Raw genomic sequence first — 19,325 nt, forward strand, 5'->3', positions numbered from 1 at the left:
GGGAAGAAATTTTGTAGAAGGAGGGTTTAAGATGGGCAGGTTGACTTTTTTTACATATCCTAGTTGTACGTCATGCCGTAAGGCAAAGTTTTGGCTAAATGAAAATAATATAAATTATGAAGAACGACATTTGTTCAAGGAAACACCTGATGTAAAGGAGCTTATGAATATTATAAAACTGACAAGAGACGGTTTATCGGAAATTTTGGCTACGAGAAGCGAAACTTATAAGCAGTTAAATGTGAACATCGACGATTTACCCTTAAGCGAAGGGCTTAAATTGCTGTCTGACGAACCAAAATTGTTAAGACGGCCGATCATCACAGACGGAAAACGGCTGATCGTCGGCTATAACCAGTCAGGGCTAGTGAAACTTTCAGAACATCAGAAGGATGATGCCAAGCGAGTTTCCTAAAATCAGGCGGCTTTTGGAGGATTGGCATTTGGACGAGTATCATAGAAATAAACCCTTGGAAGGTTTTTCAGAAAAAGATAGTCTTGACTGACAGACACCGCAACAAAAAGAACCAATTGCCAATCCACATGTTTTAACACGGGCGACTCATCCTTTCATCTTCTAGGTTTGTTTTAATATTATATTAATGCAAAGGATTGTCTTATAACCTCATCGTTTGGAGCCGTCCGCAGGCACTTTTATTTTTGAAAAATTTTTTTTAAAAAGAAGGAGTTCCAAATAAATTGTCGAATTATACCTTTAATCTTGTTAGAAAGAAGGTGTTGGATTGGATGAAGTAGAAAAAAAGAGTCACCAAATTCTCTTAGACGCTTTTGCAACGGAAGCATCGGACATTCATTTTCTCCCCCGAAAGAAAGACACCCTCGTCGAACTCCGAATTCACAATCATCTCTACGAATTGGACCTGCTTCCACAACGTTTTGCCGAACGCATTGTTTCCCATTTTAAATTTCTCTCAGGTATGGATATTGGTGAGAGAAGACGCCCGCAAAATGGCGCGATGGAAGTGACCCTTCAGAGCCGTTATGTTCACCTTAGGTTATCGACTTTGCCAACTTCTTATAATGAAAGCCTTGTGATCCGCCTGTTGCCTCAGAAGCTCGATCTCCTTGTTACCGATTTATCCATTTTTTCCGAAGCTACAACACAATTAATGTCACTCCTTAATTATGAAAATGGTTTGATTTTGCTTTCAGGCCCGACCGGGTCAGGAAAGACGACGACACTTTACACCCTGCTGCAGGCAGCAAAACGCAAATTTAACGCAAGGGTGATCACCTTAGAGGATCCTGTAGAAAAGAAAAATGACGCCTTCTTACAAATGGAAATTAACGAGAAAGCAAATGTCGGTTATTCCGACGGGTTTAAAGCGATACTCCGGCATGACCCTGACATTATTATGATTGGGGAAATCAGGGATATTGGCACAGCCAAAATAGCGGTCCGTGCTGCTTTAACGGGCCACCTCGTCTTTTCAACCGTCCATGCTTTTGATACAACGGGCACGATCCAAAGGATGATTGAGCTTGGCATTCCCCGCTATGACCTCAAGGAAATGCTTGTTGGCGTCATTGCCCAGAGATTGGTAACCATCACCTGTCCGACATGCGGACCCGTTTGCAAACCGCAATGCCCCAATCGTCATCATTCCAAGAGAACTGGAATATTTGAGGTGCTAGCAGGCATGGCGCTTCACGAGCAACTTATCGACAGCAAAAGAAAACATCGTGCAGCATACAAAACGCTGGATGACTACCAAAGACAAGGGGTTTCACTTGGCTACATCCCCAAAAGCAGCCTTGTAAGTCCCCGTGATAACCAACATGTTCAAACGTAAATGGTCAAGAGCGCAACGCGGGAAATTCTTGATAAGCTGCGGAAGATGTCTAGCTCAAGGATATCCTCTCCACCTGGCAATAGAACTTCAAACTTACCAGCAAAAGAAACATGTTCGGGATGCTATTCAGCAGTTTTTGGCTTTATTGAAAAAGGGTTATTCTGTTCACGATGTGTTAAAAGCTTTGGACTTTCCGCATGATGTTTGCAGTCTTCTCTATTATGCGGAACAAAGCGGCCGCCTTGCCGATGGTTTTTGCGAGAGCGGGGACATGGTTTTAAAAAGGGAAAAGCATAAAGAAGCGTTGCAAAAATTATTGCGTTACCCGTTATTTTTAATTTGGATGCTTTTCATGATGATTTATTTAGTCAGCAGTTTTTTGTTCCCTAGTTTCAAAGCGCTTTATGAATCGATGACCATTGATTTGCCATTGATAACAAAAGTCATTCTTGCCGCAAATGATCACATTGCAGTGATCGGTCTCAGCATACTATGCCTTGTCATATTGTTGCTGCTTGCTGTTTACCTTTTCCACAAATTATCCAGCGTAGAGAAGAAGATCACTTTACTCTTGAAAATCCCCTTTATTTCTTCTTACATCAAGCTTTATTTCACCCACTATTTTTCTTTCCATTTCGGGAGTCTTCTGAGATCGGGGATGCCTGTGCATGACGCTATTGCCACACTTTCCAAGCAGGAATTTACAACCTTTTTTCAAACCGAAGCGAGAAGGATAGGCGAACAACTGAAAAATGGGGAACGGTTTGAGGAAATCATCAGACGGAAACCATATTACGATAAGGAATTTGTCCACGTCATTATGAATGGCCAATTAAATGGTATGCTTGGAGCCACTTTATTTACTTATAGTGAAACGGTATTGGCGAAAATGGAGGAAAAAACTAAAGTGCTTTTGACCGTCATTCAGCCGGCAACTCTGGTCTTGATCGGCGGCCTCGTGCTGACCCTCTTCATGTCTATTCTTCTTCCGGTTTTCCATATTATGAACGGGTTATAAAAAGAAAGGAAGAAATAAATGAAACATATTAAGCTAACACAAGATGGATTTACTTTGATTGAAATGATGATTGTCTTGATGATCATCTCCATCTTATTACTCATTGCTGTGCCAAATATGATCAAATCGCATGATATTGTTGAAACCAAAAGCTGCAAAGCGACGATTCAACTCGTTCAAAGCCAAATTGCTACCTATAAAGTTGAAAATAACGGCGAGACGCCTGACCTTGCAACTTTAAAAGGAGAAGGCTATGTTGACAGTGTTGAATGTCCGGATGGCGGAGAACTATCAATAAATAGTGAGGGAAAAGTGGTCAGGGCAGATGGAGAAGCACCATAACCAGAAGGGGTTTACCCTTATTGAAACAATGCTCGCTGCTTCCATTGTTTTGATTATTATTCCAGTATCGTTTATGAAACTGGCCGCCGTATCGAATCAACAAAAGCTTGATTATTTTGTCGGTGAATTAACCGATGTGATGCAGGAGGCTCAGATGACGGCGGTTTCTGAGCGCAGATTAGTGAAAGTCACATTGGATAATGTCAAGCACACCTTAAAGGTTGAGAAAGGGACAGAAATGATCAGTATCAATCATTTTGACCCTAACATCATTGTTGAAAAAGGAACGCTGAATCTCTCTATTTATTATTTGAAAAATGGCCACATGATGGGGGCGGGCAGCTTCTATGTCTCCCTTGGTGGTATAAGGTATAAGCTTACGGCTTTCATTGGTCAGGGGAGATTTCATGTTGAAAAACAATAAAGGATTATTTCTAGCGGAGGCGATGTATGCCTTCTTCATTCTAATGATTGTGTTTTTGATCAGCTTTCCTGCACTAAACAGAATTTCTCATGAAAGGATGGCAATAAAGGAAATGCATCAGGCCGTTAATATCCTCCAATATGAACTGATACAGTGGCGGATCAATGACATCGCGGAAAAGGATCAAATTATTAAAAATGGCTTGGTTTATCACTTAAGCTGGCATGATATGCCAAAAGATGAATTGAAATTATGTATTTCATGGCAAGGCAGTAACCAGCGGGGGTTGTCCCGATGTGTTGAGGGGAAAAAATGAACAATCAAAGCGGATTTTCTTTGTTGTCGCTTATGATGACATTAGGTGTTTTTAGTGTGACCATTTTTCTTATCATACAAGTCATTCCGCCTCTTGTTAAGCAATGGCAAGAAGATGTGTCACCCAAAAAAGATGTCTATCTTTTCTTCGAACAAACAGCCATGGAGGTTCATGGGGCCGATCGTTTGAGTTGCGAATCATCCGATGCTCTTTATATTTATGATGGTGAAAATAAGATTTCTTTTGGAATATCTGGTAATCGGGTATACCGTCAAGTCAACGATAAAGGATTTGATATTGTTCTGCAGCACGTTAGGTCAATTGCTTTTTCCTGTAAGGAAAACGCTGTGATGATGACAGTAGTGGACACGGAGGGCAGCATTGATCAATGGGCTGATGTTTATTTTGCATCTAAGGCGGGTGCCTCATGACTAATGAAAAAGGGTTCATTTTACCCCTAACAATGACCATTAGCTTAATTCTTATTATATTTGTCTTGCATAGTTTAGTCCTGTATCAAAGCGACCGCCGTTTTATAAAGGAAAGGCTGGTTTCCTTTGAACTAAATGAACTGATTCAACTTGCCGCTTTCGATTTAGAAGACCGAATTGAAGACAATACATTGGCTTCTTCAGGAAAACTCATTTACTCAAAAGGATTTGTCCTTTATGATACTGATAAGGTCAGCGGTCATGTTGTCAAAATTACATTTACTGCAACAATCGCTCGGAATGTGAAAAGATCATCCATATTTTATTATGATACAGAAATGAGTGGTATAACCAAATGGAAGGAATTGTCGTAAACGAAGCTGTTTTTTTAACGGGATTTATGGGTGCTGGTAAGACAACGGTCGGTGGTCAACTGGCAAAGGTTTTAGGATTGGATGTTTTTGATACTGACCATGTGATTGAAAAGACATTCAAGAAGTCAATTTCCGACATCTTTGCCGATCAAGGTGAAGCGTATTTTCGGGAATGCGAACAGCGTGTCTTAAGAGAGCTATCAAGCAAACGAGCCGTGATCACAACAGGAGGCGGAGTGATACTTGATGAGGGCAACCGCCAGATCATGAAAAAGAATGGCATAACAATTTATTTGCATTGCAGCCCGAGTAAGATTTTGAAGCGGCTTGCGGGTGATACCACAAGACCGTTGCTCCATGGGGATCAAGAACAAAAGGTTATCACCATGTTGGAAAAAAGGCTGCCATATTATCTTGAAGCGGATTATACGGTCAATACCACGATGAAAAGCGTTCAAACTATTATCAGCGAGATCGTGAATTTGCTGTATAGGCACAGGAACTTAGGGTCATAATCTTAATAGGTGATCTCTATGAAATCAAATGATTATGTTAAATTCTTGACTGAGCAATTTGTCCAGTATATGGAACAACCGAGTTCGGTTAGAAAAGACGTCAAGAGGGAAAGAAGGCAGAACCGCAAACCATTGCGAAATGAATTGTTCGGCCTGATTCCGAATGCCTGTTCCTATTATGTTGAAGGAATAAAAAGCGCATTTAAAAAGAAATAACTTAACAACGGTCAGTCTTTCATCATCATGGAGGCTGACTGTTTTGTTGTTCAATAAATCCCCCTGCATGTTAGGCAGCCATTTATTGTATGAAAACGGATGAATCCAAATAAAATAAGCCGCCATTAATTATTTGGACGTGAATATTCGGTTCATATTGATCTTTTAGGGCGGCTTTTTCTTGTAGATAAGCCTCCGGTTTTTCGTTATCTTCCTCATAAAAATGCTCTAATAGCTGTTGATCATTTTGCCAGCGCTCTTTTGCATCGTCTGCCCATTTATGGTTTTCCCTATGAATTTGCTCCTGGATAAAGACTTCCATGCGGCGTATACCGCTGAAGGGCTTAATTAAAGGGGCAAGGGTGTAACAATAATTCGGTATTTTTGGCGTCAGTGTCAGTTTCTCCATTTGATCGTGAAAATGTGTTGCGATGGTGCCATTTATTAAGTGAAGTCCTAGAGACAACAATTCATCTTTTTTTAAATCGCACTGATAGCTGACTTTTATATTTATCCCGAGCCAAGGCGCGAGTGGTGTCGACATGTTGTGGCTCTGTATTTTATCATGATAAAGCCGAATATAAGGGGCAAGCTTTTTCGTTGATGAGAATATTTGGTGCAGCCGCGGTGACCCGAAGTGAATAAATTCCCCACCCTCATCAAGCTGGTTTGTTTTTAATGTCAACGTAGCCGTCTCCGGTGTGCCGCCGATTTTTTCGATGTAGTGCCAATAGAACGGCCGATTCATCATAAGCTTATCAAGATCGGTGGTTAGCTTTACCTTAAGGAGGCCGTCTTGTCGGTTTTCAATAATATCGCATTCATTTGCCCTAAAGAATTGTTCGAGGTAGTTATGAATTGCCGCTTGCTTCATGGTAGTCATCATCCTCCAAATCTTCCCGTTCAGAATTTATGACACTTGCCAGGTTATCCATCTTAATTTTGATTTCACCAGCTGATTCCGATTCATCAAAAATTCTAAATAACTGTGAATCAAGGTTTTTAATATCAAGACGGGTCAATATCTCGTCAAGCTGGCCGATCACATTTTCAAAGAGATCAATCTTGTCATACAACAGTTGCAGGATATGTTCCTCGACAGTGCCTTTCGTAGCAAAATTGTAGATATGAACATCCTCTTCTTGTCCGAGCCGATGAATCCTGCCGATGCGCTGTTCTATTCTCATCGGATTCCAAGGCAGGTCATAGTTAATGACATGCTGGCAGAATTGCAGGTTAATCCCTTCTCCTCCAGCCTCCGTCGCGATTAGGACTTGGGCATGATTTTGAAATAACATCTTCATCCAATCTTTTTTGCTTCGTTTAAAACCGCCTCGAAATGGCACTGATGAAATACCGTGCTGTTGAAAAAACCATTGCAGGTAGAGCTGTGTGGCACGATACTCCGTAAAAATGATGACTTTATTATCAATTTGTTTTATTAATTCCAATGCTTTTTCTGCCTTAGAATTTTTCTTGACTTTGTTCACTCTTTCCATGATAGGTTCGATCATCTTCGGCAAGGCATGATCCTCAGCTTTATCAAGCATTTTTTTAAGCGTCATATAGACCGCTTCTCTGCTTGAACAAGCCTCACGCTGCAATGTCAGCAGAGAAAAGCCCTGAATCAGCATTGAATCCTTTAATACGGTAAGGGAGTCGTACAATGCCCGTTCTTCATCATTAAGCGGGATATCAATCGATTGAATGTGCCTTTTTGGCCAATCCAAGCCTGTATCCTCACGCCGGTTTCTGACCATAACCTGGTTGATTAATTCTTTGAGCGTGGCTTCATTTTTTACATCGGTTTTTCCTGATCGATAGTCTTTGGCAAACGTTTCGGCATTACCCAAGTACCCAGGCTTTAACAAGGAAACAAGATAAAAGATCTCATCAAGCCGATTCTGGACGGGTGTCGCCGTCAACAAAAGGCAAAATTTCTTTTTTAAGGACTGGACGAATTGATAATTCTTCGTCTTGTGATTCTTAAGTTTGTGTGCTTCATCTATGATAATTAAATCATAATCTTGCTCCATAATAATCTCTTTATGCGGACTGCGTTTAGCCGTATCAATGGATGAAATGACAACATCACATTGCTCCCACACGTATGACTTTCTTTGCGGGATCGCAGGGATATAAAATTTATCATTAAGTTCTGCAGCCCATTGCATCACAAGGGAAGCCGGGACTAAGATTAATATTTTCTTAGCAAGGCCTCGGATCATGTATTCCTTCATGATGAGACCCGCTTCGATTGTTTTTCCAAGACCGACCTCATCAGCCAGGATGGCTTTCCCATGCATTTGTTCGATGACGGTTTGAGCCGTTTCGATCTGATGGGGATGAGGTTTTAGCTGGGGCAGATGGCCAGGCGCAAGCAGGCCATTAAATGATGGAACCAACAGTTCTTGTTCCGCATGGTAGGCTAATTGGTACAAATCCCAGTTTCCCCAGGGTCCATCCGTTTCTATTCGTGAAAGAAAATCATCATGCCATGAACGGTCGAAATGTATTTCCGGCACCATATTAAATCCCCCCTACAAATATAAATAAACCGTTGCCTAAGATTATAAAAAAATGATAGGATAATAATAGTTAGTATGAACAATTAGATCTCGTCGTATAACATTAATTAAATTGAATCAAAAGCGAATGATAACAAGGGGAGAGACTGCTAAGGGCAGCGCCGAAGGAGCAAACAATTGTGAATCTCTCAGGCAAACAGACTCTTGTTAGACGCACCTCTGGAGAGCGCTCAATGAGCCACCGACGGGGATACCATTCGGCTTAACTTATGCCGTCTGGGTAAAACTTTCAGGTCGAAGGACAGAGTAGCACACATATTGTGTGTTTCTTTGTCCTTTTTTATTTTGGTTTCCATTTATAATTCACTGAGGAGGAGTAAAATGAGTGAGGGAAAAAAGACACCGCTTTACGAGATTTATAAAAAACAGGGTGCAAAATTAATTGATTTTGGCGGTTGGGATCTGCCTGTGCAATTTTCAAGCATTAAGGAAGAACATGAGGCAGTCAGAACAAAGGCAGGTTTGTTCGACGTCTCGCACATGGGAGAGGTTTCTGTCAAAGGGCCCGATGCTGGAAGCTTTTTGCAATATCTTGTAACTAACGATGTAACCAAACTACAAACTGGCGGAGCGCTTTATTGTGCTATGTGCTACGAAGACGGCGGTACCGTTGATGATTTGATTATTTACAAAAAAGGCGAAGAGGACTTCCTTTTGGTCGTGAACGCCGGAAATACTGACAAAGATTTTGAGTGGATGAAAAAGAATGTCAAAGGAAATGTCGAAATAAACAATATTTCAAGTGACATGGCACAGCTTGCGATTCAAGGGCCAAAGGCTGAAAGCATTCTGCAAAAGCTGACAGATACTGATTTAAGCGCCATTGGATTTTTTAAATTTAGAGATCAGGTTGCGATTCAAAGTGTGAATGCTTTAGTATCCCGGACAGGCTATACGGGTGAAGATGGATTCGAAATTTATTGTCATTGGAACGATGCTCCAATAGTATGGGAAACCCTCTTGGATGCAGGCAAAGAAGAAGGTCTTGTGCCATGCGGTTTGGGTGCGCGTGATACCCTTAGATTTGAAGCAAGGCTTCCACTGTATGGCCAAGAATTAACAAAGGATATCTCGCCGATTGAAGCGGGGATAGGTTTCGCAGTCAAGGTCAATAAAGAAGGCGACTTTATTGGCAAAACAGCTTTGCTGGAACAGAAAGAAAACGGTGCGCCGCGAAAGCTTGTGGGTCTTGAAATGATCGATAAAGGGATTCCTCGCCCGCATTATGACGTCTATTTGGGTGAAGAGAAAATCGGTGAAGTGACAACCGGCACGCAATCACCTACATTAAAGAAAAACTTAGGGCTTGCTTTAATTAATAAAGCTAATGCTGAACTTGGGAACATTGTTGAAGTGGACATTAGAGGAAAACGCCGCAAAGCAGAAATTATTAAATCAATATTTTACAAAAGAAGCTAGGTTAAAGGAGGATTATTATGGGATCATTTCGTTATCTACCTACAACAGATCAAGACCGTCGTGAGATGCTTGATGTCATCGGCGTGAATTCAGTTAAACAATTATTTGCCGACGTTCCTGAAAAAATCCGTTATAAAGGCGAGTTGAATATAGAAAAGGCATTATCTGAAACGGAACTGCTTCGTTTTATGTCTGAACTTGCTGAAAGAAATGTGAATACCAAAGAAACCCCATCTTTCCTTGGGGCAGGAGTCTATGATCATTATATTCCTTCGATCGTTGACCATGTTATTTCACGTTCAGAGTTTTATACTGCCTATACGCCGTATCAGCCGGAGATTTCACAGGGTGAGCTCCAAGCGATTTTTGAATTTCAATCACTTTTATGTGAACTGACCGACATGGAGGTAGCGAACTCTTCCATGTACGATGGTCCGACGTCACTTGCAGAAGCAGCCTTGTTAAGTGTCGGGTCAACTCGAAAAACAAAAATTGTCGTATCCGAAGCAGTCCATCCTGAATCGCGCCATGTGCTGAAAACATATGCCAAAGGACAGCGGCTGGAAGTGGTCGAAGTCCCGGCAAAGGATGGATTAACGGATCTTGAGAAGTTAAAAGATGTCGTTGATGATAACACGGCATCAGTGCTTGTCCAATATCCTAACTTTTACGGTAATGTCGAACCTTTAAAAGAGCTTGAAGCGATCACAAGACAAGGCAAAAAGGCTATGTTTGTTGTCTCAAGCAACCCGTTATCACTCGGGCTATTGACACCGCCGGGCAAATTTAATGCTGATATTGTTGTCGGCGATTGTCAAACGCTTGGCATTCCAGCTGCTTTTGGCGGACCGCATTGCGGCTACTTCGCAACGACGAAGAAATTGATGAGAAAAGTGCCGGGGCGCTTAGTTGGGGAAACGGTTGATGAGGAAGGTCAAAGAGGGTATGTGTTGACACTGCAAGCGCGTGAACAACATATCCGCCGTGACAAAGCCACATCTAATATTTGTTCGAATCAGGCACTGAACGCACTGGCATCATCAGTTGCAATGACTGCTTTAGGGAAACAAGGGATTCACGAGATTGCCTATCAAAATATCCAAAAAGCGCATTATGCAGCGGGACAGCTTGAAAAACATGGTGTGGACGTCATCAATAAAGGATCCTATTTTAATGAATTTATTGTTGATTGCAAGCAGTCTGTAAGGGAAGTTAACCGCGGATTATTAGAAGCAGGATTTATCGGCGGCTTCGACCTGGGAAGAGCTGATGACAAGTATAATAATCTCATGCTTATTGCGGTTACAGAACAGCGCACCAAAGAGGAGATCGATCGCTTCGCAGAAGTGTTAGGGGGGCTCATTCATGAATAAGCAAGATCAACCACTTATTTTCGAATATTCTAGACCAGGCCGTGTCGGTTACAGTCTCCCGGAATTAGATGTTCCGGCAGAAGAAATCTTGGATTTAATCCCTTGTGATTATATTCGCCAGGAAGCACCAGAATGGCCGGAAGTTTCTGAACTGCAAATCATGAGGCATTATACCGCTTTGTCCAAGCGGAACCATGGTGTTGATTCAGGCTTTTATCCATTAGGGTCCTGTACGATGAAATACAACCCAAAAGTCAATGAAGTCGTTGCCAGAATGGCTGGGCTAAGCCACATACATCCTTATCAGGATGAAGAGACTGTTCAGGGTGCGATGGAGATGCTTTATCGCCTGCAAACCAACCTTGCAGAAATTACCGGAATGGATGAAGTCACCCTTCAGCCGGCTGCAGGCGCTCATGGCGAGTGGACTGGTTTGATGATTATCCGCGCTTATCATGAAGCTAAAGGTGATTTTAACAGAACAAAGGTTATCGTCCCTGATTCCGCACACGGTACCAATCCGGCTTCAGCTACGGTAGCTGGATTCGAAGCGGTAACAGTGAAGTCTAATGAAAAGGGAATCGTTGATTTAGAAGACCTCAGGCGTGTTGTCGATGAAAATACAGCCGCGCTGATGTTGACGAATCCTAATACTCTTGGCTTATTTGAAGAAGAAATTGTCGAAATGGCTTCAATCGTTCATGAAGCCGGCGGCAAGCTCTACTACGACGGCGCCAACATGAATGCTATTATGGGTGTCATCAGACCCGGTGATATGGGATTTGATGTCGTCCATCTTAATCTTCATAAGACATTCACAGGCCCGCATGGCGGCGGTGGACCAGGTTCAGGACCCGTTGGTGTGAAGGAAGACCTTGTCAAGTATCTTCCAAAGCCGGTCCTTGTAAAAGAAGGAGACCGCTATACGTTTGATTATGACCGTCCGGATTCAATCGGCCGGGTGAAGCCATTCTACGGTAACTTTGGTATAAATGTCCGGGCATACTCATACATTCGGACGATGGGCGACGCGGGATTAACTCAGGTGTCGAAGGACGCCGTGCTGAATGCAAACTATTTGATGAAAAGGCTTGAGCCATACTTTGATATGCCATTTAATCAACACTGTAAGCATGAGTTTGTTCTTTCCGGCAAACGTCAAAAGAAACAAGGTGTTCGCACATTGGATATGGCGAAGCGTCTGCTCGATTTCGGTTATCATCCGCCGACCATCTACTTCCCAATCATCGTTGAGGAATGTATGATGATTGAACCGACTGAGACAGAATCCAAGGAAACATTAGATGAATTCGCTGATGCACTGATTCAAATTGCCAAAGAAGCAGAGACTGATCCGGAAATTGTACAGGATGCGCCTCATAATACGGTCATCAGCCGATTGGATGAAACGCGAGCTGCCCGTCAGCCGGTTTTGCGCTATGAAAGACCGAAACAAGAAGCATAATCTGAATAAGGAAGCAAAAAGAGCACTTCGGGTATCCGAAGTGCTCTTTACTATACTATGATTTTTTAACTTTTCCGCTCCATTTTTTAAAACCGCCTTTAAGCTGGTTTAGATCCTGACAGCCGGCCTTTTTTAAAATCGCTGCCGCTTTGTTGCTGCGAAAGCCGTTAGCACAATAAAGATAAACAGGCTTATCTTTCCGAACCTCGGATTTTCTCATTTTCATCTGGGTTAACGGAATATTTCTTGCTCCAAGGATATGTCCGTTATCAAATTCATTGGGTTCCCTTACATCAATAATCTGCGCTTTGCGATAGTTTGAACGAAATTCTTCCTCTGTTAGGGTTTTTAAATATCTGCGTTGAGAGAGAGATCGAACAACTGCGAAAACAATTAAGATGATTAAAATGACAGGAAGAATAATCCATTCCATGTGTGCATTCTCCTTTAATACAAGTCTCTTTTTAAATTATAACTTTTCACAGTCATTTTTCAAAGAAAAGAATGTTTCCATTGTAAATGTTTGTACATTGCTTTTTACATCCTAAAATGAAATAATGTACAAGCTGTTAATTTTGGGGGAAATGGTCATCCTGCTTCCGTTATGGAGGGCTCCCCAATGGATTAAAAAAGGCAACATAGAAAAAACTTTAAAAACAATTGTTTGTATGTTTTTACCCCGCTTTTTCTTCAGATATCGACGCCTTTCTTCTATTTTTGAAATTGACAAACGCGAATAAATTTGATCAATTATACAATATATAGTGATGTCTAAATTAATCAGACACAATATATTGTGTTTTTTTGTGAAAAAGGATAGAATAAAGATACCAGAGATGATCGCATCTAAGTTATACATAGGATGGGAGCAAGACATTTTTAGGAGGGCGTGACATGACGGTGATAACGACGTCTTTAACAGAGAGCATGACGATTAACCGGGAACAGCTGAACGAGGATATTAAGGAATTTCCACAGGTGTTTCCAATCACAGAAGACATGACAACGACACATAACGGTGTATCCCGGCTGGTAATGCTTGACCGCTATGCCTTTAAGGATACGGAGAAGAAAACCTTAAAAGAGGGTGACTTTGTTGTTCTGACGGTAAAGTCAGATCCAAAATTTCCAGCACGCGGGTTGGGATTTGTTCAATCAATTGATTGGGCGGAAAACCAAGCCAATATACGGGTAATGGAAGAGTATCGCGGGGTGTTGGAGGATGAGGATGAACGGGAAACAGGCGTGATTACTCGCTCCCTCGATGTAATGGACAAGCCGCTTGAAATTTATTATGAACAAATCGCATTGCGGAATGCCAAGGGCCTTTCCGATGTTGAAGAAACCGAGGCGGAGAGGAAAGCTTCATTTGAGGCATTCTATCATGAGTTGGTATCATTAAATTTTGTGCCTGCAGGACGCGTATTGTATGGTGCTGGTGCTGATACCAATGTGACTTATTTTAACTGTTATGTCATGCCTTTTGTTCAAGACTCACGGGAAGGCATTGCAGAGCATCGCAAAAAAGTTATGGAAATAATGAGTCGCGGCGGCGGGGTTGGAACAAACGGATCTACTCTTAGACCAAGGAACACATTGGCACGGGGTGTAAATGGTAAATCATCAGGATCTGTATCATGGCTTGATGATATCGCCAAATTAACCCATCTTGTCGAACAAGGGGGTTCAAGGCGCGGCGCGCAAATGATCATGCTTGCTGATTCCCATCCCGATGTGGTGGAATTCATCATTTCTAAGATGCAAAATCCCCGGATTCTTAGATTTTTGGTGGAAACAACAAAGGATCCCGAAATTAAGAAAATCGCTCGGGAAAAATTGAAGTTGACACCTTTAACTGAGACGGAAAACAACATGTACCAGAGCATTCTTAATTACAAAAACATGCCGGGTCAAGGTGGATTTAACAATAAAATTTTCAAAGAGGCAGAGGAAAGGATTAATACCGGCGGAACGTATACGGTGAATAATCCGGAATTTTTGACCGGAGCCAATATCTCAATCTGCGTCACTAGTGATTTTATGGAGGCGGTTGAAAAGGACCAGGACTTTGCCTTGCGTTTCCCCGATGTTGAACATTATAGTCCTGACGAAATGGCATTTTATAACGAAGAATGGCATAAATGCGGGGATGTAAGGGAATGGGAAGCACGCGGTTTTGCGGTGCGCACATATCGTACAATAAAAGCGCGTGAACTTTGGAATCTTATTAATGTATGTGCCACCTATTCAGCTGAACCGGGTATTTTCTTCATCGACAATGCCAATGACATGACAAACGCCAAAGCATATGGACAGAAGGTTGTAGCGACTAATCCATGCGGAGAGCAGCCACTAGCGCCATTTTCCGTTTGTAACCTTGCTGCTGTTAACCTTGCGCAAATGGCTAATAAAGAAACCAAAACGGTTAATTTTGAAAAATTGAAGCAAACCGTTGCAACTGGCGTACGCATGCAGGATAATGTCATCGATGCGACACCATACTTCCTTGAAGAGAACCAAAAGCAAGCGCTAGGAGAAAGGCGGGTTGGTTTAGGTGTCATGGGACTGCATGATCTTTTGATTTATTGTGAAACAGAATACGGTTCTGAAGAAGGAAATGAGCTGGTTGATCAGATTTTCAAGACAATCGCGACATCAGCTTACGAAACATCAGTTGAATTGGCAAAAGAAAAAGGGAGCTTCCCGTTCTTAACGGGACAAACAGATGCTGAAACCGAACAGCTGCGCAAGAGTTTCTCAGAGACCGGGTATGTCAAGAAACTCCCTGAATCCATACGTCAGGCTATATTGGCGCATGGGATTCGAAACTCGCACCTATTGACCGTTGCTCCAACGGGGTCAACTGGAACGATGGTTGGTGTGTCAACTGGTCTTGAACCTTACTTTTCGTTCTCATATTATAGAAGCGGCCGTTTAGGAAAGTTTATTGAAGTGAAGGCTGATATTGTACAGGAGTACCTGGATAACCATCCGGAAGCAAACGCAGACCAACTGCCGAAATGGTTTGTCACAGCAATGTCATTAACCCCTGAAGCCCATGCTGATACACAATGTGTCATTCAGCGCTGGGTAGACAGCTCGATTAGTAAAACCGTTAACGCACCAAAAGGGTATACGGTTGACCAAGTTAAAGGTGTCTATGAGCGTCTATACAACGGCGGGGCAAAGGGCGGCACAGTGTATGTAGACGGGAGCCGGGACGCCCAGGTGCTGTCGCTGAAGGCTGAAGAGAACAGTTTTGATGACGATCAGGATCAGGAACAAGAACATACAAAAGAGAGGAAAGTTGTGCTCGTCGATACGATTACTCAGCTTGATAAAACCGACGTCACATATGGATCAGAGGTTGGTGATATTTGTCCGGTCTGCCGAAAAGGACATGTTGAAGAAATCGGCGGCTGTAACACTTGCACCAATTGTAATGCCCAATTAAAATGCGGGCTATAAATAGCTATAAGATGGACTGGACACGAAGGCGCGTGTTCAGTTCATCTTTTGTACATTGAGCCCCAATTGATCCGATGAATGGGCCTTATACCGCTTGTCTTTCGGAAAAATGTATAGTAAGATTTTAATGGGTGAAAGAGATGTCGGCACTAATGTTAGGGGGGACACCATGCCGCCTACTCCGAGTATGGAAGATTATATTGAACGGATTTATTTACTTATACAAGATAAGGGATATGCGAGAGTATCGGACATTGCCGAAGCACTTGAAGTCCACCCCTCGTCAGTTACAAAAATGGTACAGAAGCTTGATAAGGATCAATATCTCATTTATGAAAAGTATCGCGGATTCATCCTAACTTCAAAGGGTGAGAAGCTTGGGAAACGGCTCGTGTACCGTCATGAGCTTCTTGAAAACTTTTTAAATATTATCGGTGTCAGCCAAGATAAAATATATGTCGATGTAGAAGGCATCGAACATCATTTAAGCTGGGATGCCATCGACAGGATAGGTGACCTTGTCCAGTATTTTGAAGAAGATACCGACAGGATTTCACAGCTTAGGGATATTCAGAAAAGAAATAAAAATGTCGATGATTAACACTAAGGAAAACTGCTGGATGCGCTACCGGCAGTTTTCTTTAGTTAATAAGAAAGTATAAGTTCGCTAAAGCGAAAAAGCGGAATAAAGTATAAAAATAATGCTCCTCCGCTTCGCTTTGTCGCAAGGCAGCAAAGATGCTTATTCAAGCAGAAGCCTTGCAACTACGCCCTCTGTCTTCGCCAATCGGCAAGTTTTCTATAAATTTATGAGGTCTAAGGAGTCCCTCCTCCTAATACATATCTATGGAGGGGAGGAAAAACGATTTTGTGGATTGACGGCGTTTTTTCCGGTGGTGGCGTGAAGGCTTTTGCTTTTGTAGGTGCTCTGGAAGTTTTGGATAAAGCAGGCTTTCGCTTTCGGCGATTAGCAGGTACGAGTGCAGGCTCCATCGTCGCAGGATTGCTTGCGGCGGGCTACACATCGAAAGAGATTCATAAACATATGGAAGCCATGCAGCCCTCGATTTTTTTGGATCAGCAAAAATCTTTATTTAAGCTGCCTTTTCTGAAGTGGCTCACATTATATTGGCGGATGGGATTGTATAGAGGGAATGTTTTTGAAAAGTGGATGAGGGATCTGCTGCGGGCAAAAGGAGTTGATGCCTTTGGCGATTTGCCGCCAGATACGCTGAAAATCATCGTTTCCGATATATCCAGGGGGAAAATGGTCGTCCTGCCCGACGATTTAACTCATTATGGGATAGACCCTGCGAAGTTTTCAGTGGCTAGAGCGGTACGGATGAGCTGCAGTTTGCCGTTTTTCTTTGAACCGGTTCCTTTATACAATCAACGGGGTGAAAAATGCCTCATCGTGGACGGTGGTGTATTAAGTAATTTTCCGTTATGGCTTTTTGATAAAGGCGATACATTGCCGGTTCGTCCATTTCTTGGTTTCCAGTTAAGTGGAAGATCTGACATGTTAGTTGCAAAAAAAATTAAAAATGCAGTTGATTTGTTTCAAGGATTGTTTTCAACAATGAGAGAGGCGCACGATGCAAAATATATTTCGAAATATGCCGCCTCCAATATTATTTTTATTCCTGTGGATGATGTGCAAACATCCGATTTTAAGTTGTCGGATAAGGATCGTGATAAATTGGTTGACATTGGAAAGAAGCGGGCAGAACAGTTTTTGAAGAAGTGGACGTATTGATTATTGCTTGTTTTGCTTTCATGCACACCGGAACCAAAAACCCACTCGGAACGCCATGTTTTTCAGTTAATTGCCGTCTAAAAAGATAGACGGCTTTTCTTTAGTTAATCAGAAAGTATAACTTTGTCTTTGCTAAGTTAATCAGAAAGTATAACTTTGTCTTTGCTAAAGGCTCGCCAATCGGCGAGTTTTCTTTATGCAAATTAAAAACGGTTTGGAATATGACCAAGCCGTTTTTATGGCGTTAAAGCGCGATTAAAAGAGGACGCGTTTCTTCTTTTTATTTTTTTTGCCGTCTATAACGGTTAGATGAGCATGATCCTTAGCCTTTAGCGGCGAAGCGCCACGTTTGCCTTTGGCAGTTGACTTTACGACCTTAAGATGTGTTGCTCTTAAGGAGCGGACTTTATGTCCCGGGCTTTTATGCTTTTTCTTAGATTGTTTTACAGCACGCCTATATGCACTTGAGTCATCCTGCCGATGGTTGATGAAGCGTTTGAAAATCATTATCCCTACCCCAACTATTACACCGAAAATAAGAATCTTAATCACTAGTGACATAGGATCAGAAGTAACAAGTGAGTAAAGTCCTATAGCACCTAATCCGATAATCAGAAAAAATATAGGGTAATACAATAACGACTTCACCACCATTCACCTCCTTAGTTTTTAAACAACATGACTGTCAGATGGCTCTTTAGCGCCCTCAATTTGCGCCTCTCGTTCTCTCATTTCTTCAAATGCACGAATTGAAACTTCAATTTGTAAATCATCAGGCTCCTTAGTTGTCAAAAGCTGCAGCCAGAGCCCAGGGTAACCAAGCCAGCTAAGCATTGGAACACCGCGGACTTTATTTGTAAGCTGTAATACTTCGTAAGCAATGCCTAAATCCACCGGTATGAGGATAATGCGGTAAACCAACCTAAGCCATAGGGGATTTGTTGGCACGAAAAAGTAAAGAATAACACTGATAATCGCTGTAAAAAGAATGAAACTGCTGCCGCACCGATAATGGAGGCGAGAGTGTTTTTTCACATTTTCGACTGTTAAAGCTTTGTCATTTTCAAAGGTATTAATAACCTTATGCTCAGCGCCGTGGTATTGGAACACCCGCTTCATAAGAGGGGTAAGTGAAACAAAATAAATGTACCCTAAGAGCAGGACAATCTTGAAAAAACCTTCAAGTAATATTTGCGAAGCATCACTCTTGAAAATGGGTTTGAAAAGATCAGCCGCGACAGCTGGCAACAATGTAAATACAAATTTTGCAAACAAAAAAGATATAATGCCGATCACAGCAATACCCAAGATCATGCCAAGCTTTGAGGAATCCATATCTTCCTTTTCTTTCATTGCCTTCGCTTCAGTTTCTGGATCTTGATCGTAGACCTCAGAAGCAAAATTCAAATGCTTTGTGCCGATGGCCGTCGCTTCCAAAATACCGATAATGCCCCGGATAAAAGGGATTTTTTTGAGTTTATTCAAAGCAGGATTCTGCTTTTTGAGACATTCGAATGTTTCGATGGACTGGTCTTTTCTGCGAACGGCGGTTACCGTCGTATGCTTTCCGCCCATCATGACGCCTTCGATGACTGCTTGGCCGCCATATGCAGGTCTTTTTTGAGTCATGGGATCACCAACCTAATTTTGATCTTTCACTTATCTTCATTTTACTAGAAATCAATCAAAACCTCTAGGTTAGAAGTCCTTTTATCTCTAGTTTTACCCGAAATAAACGAATTATACACTTTATTTGACATTTTATTTTTAAATTGATGGAAAATTGCCAAAAGGTAAGTGTGCTTC

The 19,325-nt window shown here is 42.0% G+C and carries 22 protein-coding genes and 1 riboswitch; of the genes, 16 read left to right on the top strand and 6 right to left on the bottom strand.

What is annotated here, in order from left to right; genetic code table 11:
- Positions 1-31: 31 nt before the first annotated feature.
- The gene (locus EV207_RS03360; protein ID WP_132743654.1) at positions 32-415 is read left to right on the top strand and encodes a Spx/MgsR family RNA polymerase-binding regulatory protein; all 384 of its coding nucleotides are present in this window, start codon (positions 32-34) and stop codon (positions 413-415) included.
- A gap of 2 nt (positions 416-417) precedes the next feature.
- On the opposite strand, the gene EV207_RS22925 is transcribed toward EV207_RS03360, so the two are convergent.
- A complete protein-coding gene (locus tag EV207_RS22925; RefSeq protein WP_165886821.1) occupies positions 418-555 on the bottom strand; it encodes a hypothetical protein in 138 nt (45 codons plus the stop codon).
- A 188-nt stretch (positions 556-743) separates the two neighbouring features.
- Between EV207_RS22925 and comGA the strand changes: the two genes are divergently transcribed.
- The 9 genes from comGA to EV207_RS03405 are packed head-to-tail and all read left to right on the top strand — an operon-like array spanning position 744 to position 5,450.
- Complete coding sequence (gene comGA, locus EV207_RS03365) at positions 744-1,814, top strand: competence type IV pilus ATPase ComGA (RefSeq protein WP_132743656.1); 1,071 nt, start codon at positions 744-746, stop codon at positions 1,812-1,814.
- The gene (comGB, locus tag EV207_RS03370) at positions 1,801-2,832 is read left to right on the top strand and encodes a competence type IV pilus assembly protein ComGB (protein ID WP_132743658.1); all 1,032 of its coding nucleotides are present in this window, start codon (positions 1,801-1,803) and stop codon (positions 2,830-2,832) included. Before comGA ends, comGB begins: the two co-directional genes overlap by 14 nt.
- Before the next feature lie 18 nt (positions 2,833-2,850).
- Entirely contained in the window at positions 2,851-3,174 is a 324-nt protein-coding gene (gene comGC / locus EV207_RS03375; RefSeq protein WP_132743660.1) for a competence type IV pilus major pilin ComGC, read from the top strand.
- A complete protein-coding gene (comGD, locus tag EV207_RS03380) occupies positions 3,158-3,598 on the top strand; it encodes a competence type IV pilus minor pilin ComGD (RefSeq protein WP_132743662.1) in 441 nt (146 codons plus the stop codon). Before comGC ends, comGD begins: the two co-directional genes overlap by 17 nt.
- Entirely contained in the window at positions 3,582-3,914 is a 333-nt protein-coding gene (locus EV207_RS03385; RefSeq protein ID WP_132743664.1) for a hypothetical protein, read from the top strand. Before comGD ends, EV207_RS03385 begins: the two co-directional genes overlap by 17 nt.
- On the top strand, positions 3,911-4,345 hold the full coding sequence (locus EV207_RS03390) for a competence type IV pilus minor pilin ComGF (RefSeq protein WP_132743666.1): 435 nt from the start codon (positions 3,911-3,913) through the stop codon (positions 4,343-4,345). The genes EV207_RS03385 and EV207_RS03390 overlap by 4 nt, the downstream gene beginning before the upstream one ends.
- A complete protein-coding gene (gene comGG, locus EV207_RS03395; RefSeq protein ID WP_132743668.1) occupies positions 4,342-4,719 on the top strand; it encodes a competence type IV pilus minor pilin ComGG in 378 nt (125 codons plus the stop codon). The genes EV207_RS03390 and comGG overlap by 4 nt, the downstream gene beginning before the upstream one ends.
- Positions 4,701-5,234 carry a shikimate kinase gene (locus EV207_RS03400; protein WP_132743670.1) on the top strand — a complete coding sequence of 178 codons (534 nt, stop codon included), beginning with the start codon at positions 4,701-4,703 and terminating at the stop codon, positions 5,232-5,234. Before comGG ends, EV207_RS03400 begins: the two co-directional genes overlap by 19 nt.
- An 18-nt stretch (positions 5,235-5,252) precedes the next feature.
- A complete protein-coding gene (locus EV207_RS03405; RefSeq protein ID WP_132743672.1) occupies positions 5,253-5,450 on the top strand; it encodes a YqzE family protein in 198 nt (65 codons plus the stop codon).
- An 82-nt stretch (positions 5,451-5,532) separates the two neighbouring features.
- Here the strand turns inward: EV207_RS03405 and EV207_RS03410 are convergent, their stop codons facing one another.
- Both EV207_RS03410 and EV207_RS03415 read right to left on the bottom strand, forming a co-directional pair.
- On the bottom strand, positions 5,533-6,324 hold the full coding sequence (locus EV207_RS03410) for a YqhG family protein (protein ID WP_132743674.1): 792 nt from the start codon (positions 6,322-6,324) through the stop codon (positions 5,533-5,535).
- Positions 6,302-7,978, bottom strand: coding sequence for a DEAD/DEAH box helicase (locus tag EV207_RS03415; RefSeq protein WP_132743676.1), 1,677 nt, complete (start codon positions 7,976-7,978; stop codon positions 6,302-6,304). The genes EV207_RS03410 and EV207_RS03415 overlap by 23 nt, the downstream gene beginning before the upstream one ends.
- Before the next feature lie 127 nt (positions 7,979-8,105).
- Positions 8,106-8,192: riboswitch (glycine riboswitch) on the top strand.
- Between the two features lie 167 nt (positions 8,193-8,359).
- Between EV207_RS03415 and gcvT the strand changes: the two genes are divergently transcribed.
- The 3 genes from gcvT to gcvPB are packed head-to-tail and all read left to right on the top strand — an operon-like array spanning position 8,360 to position 12,295.
- Positions 8,360-9,457, top strand: a complete 1,098-nt coding sequence (gene gcvT / locus EV207_RS03420; protein WP_132743678.1) for a glycine cleavage system aminomethyltransferase GcvT — start codon at positions 8,360-8,362, stop codon at positions 9,455-9,457.
- A gap of 17 nt (positions 9,458-9,474) precedes the next feature.
- A complete protein-coding gene (gcvPA, locus tag EV207_RS03425) occupies positions 9,475-10,830 on the top strand; it encodes an aminomethyl-transferring glycine dehydrogenase subunit GcvPA (RefSeq protein ID WP_132743680.1) in 1,356 nt (451 codons plus the stop codon).
- Positions 10,823-12,295 carry an aminomethyl-transferring glycine dehydrogenase subunit GcvPB gene (gcvPB, locus tag EV207_RS03430; protein ID WP_132743682.1) on the top strand — a complete coding sequence of 491 codons (1,473 nt, stop codon included), beginning with the start codon at positions 10,823-10,825 and terminating at the stop codon, positions 12,293-12,295. The genes gcvPA and gcvPB overlap by 8 nt, the downstream gene beginning before the upstream one ends.
- A 55-nt stretch (positions 12,296-12,350) precedes the next feature.
- Here the strand turns inward: gcvPB and EV207_RS03435 are convergent, their stop codons facing one another.
- The gene (locus EV207_RS03435) at positions 12,351-12,728 is read right to left on the bottom strand and encodes a rhodanese-like domain-containing protein (protein WP_132743684.1); all 378 of its coding nucleotides are present in this window, start codon (positions 12,726-12,728) and stop codon (positions 12,351-12,353) included.
- Between the two features lie 461 nt (positions 12,729-13,189).
- Between EV207_RS03435 and EV207_RS03440 the strand changes: the two genes are divergently transcribed.
- From EV207_RS03440 to EV207_RS03450, 3 genes are all read left to right on the top strand, one after another.
- A complete protein-coding gene (locus EV207_RS03440) occupies positions 13,190-15,763 on the top strand; it encodes a vitamin B12-dependent ribonucleotide reductase (RefSeq protein WP_243646928.1) in 2,574 nt (857 codons plus the stop codon).
- A 169-nt stretch (positions 15,764-15,932) separates the two neighbouring features.
- A complete protein-coding gene (mntR, locus tag EV207_RS03445) occupies positions 15,933-16,364 on the top strand; it encodes a transcriptional regulator MntR (protein WP_132743686.1) in 432 nt (143 codons plus the stop codon).
- 267 nt (positions 16,365-16,631) lie between these two features.
- Entirely contained in the window at positions 16,632-17,519 is an 888-nt protein-coding gene (locus EV207_RS03450) for a patatin-like phospholipase family protein (protein ID WP_132743688.1), read from the top strand.
- Positions 17,520-17,774: 255 nt separating this feature from the next.
- On the opposite strand, the gene EV207_RS03455 is transcribed toward EV207_RS03450, so the two are convergent.
- Positions 17,775-18,167: an SA1362 family protein gene (locus EV207_RS03455; RefSeq protein ID WP_132743690.1), complete on the bottom strand. Its 393-nt coding sequence runs from the start codon at positions 18,165-18,167 to the stop codon at positions 17,775-17,777.
- A gap of 21 nt (positions 18,168-18,188) precedes the next feature.
- Complete coding sequence (locus tag EV207_RS03460) at positions 18,189-19,148, bottom strand: DUF1385 domain-containing protein (RefSeq protein WP_132743692.1); 960 nt, start codon at positions 19,146-19,148, stop codon at positions 18,189-18,191.
- Positions 19,149-19,325: the final 177 nt, after the last annotated feature.

The sequence above is a fragment of the Scopulibacillus darangshiensis genome (genome assembly GCF_004341035.1).
GTDB lineage: Bacteria > Bacillota > Bacilli > Bacillales > Sporolactobacillaceae > Scopulibacillus > Scopulibacillus darangshiensis.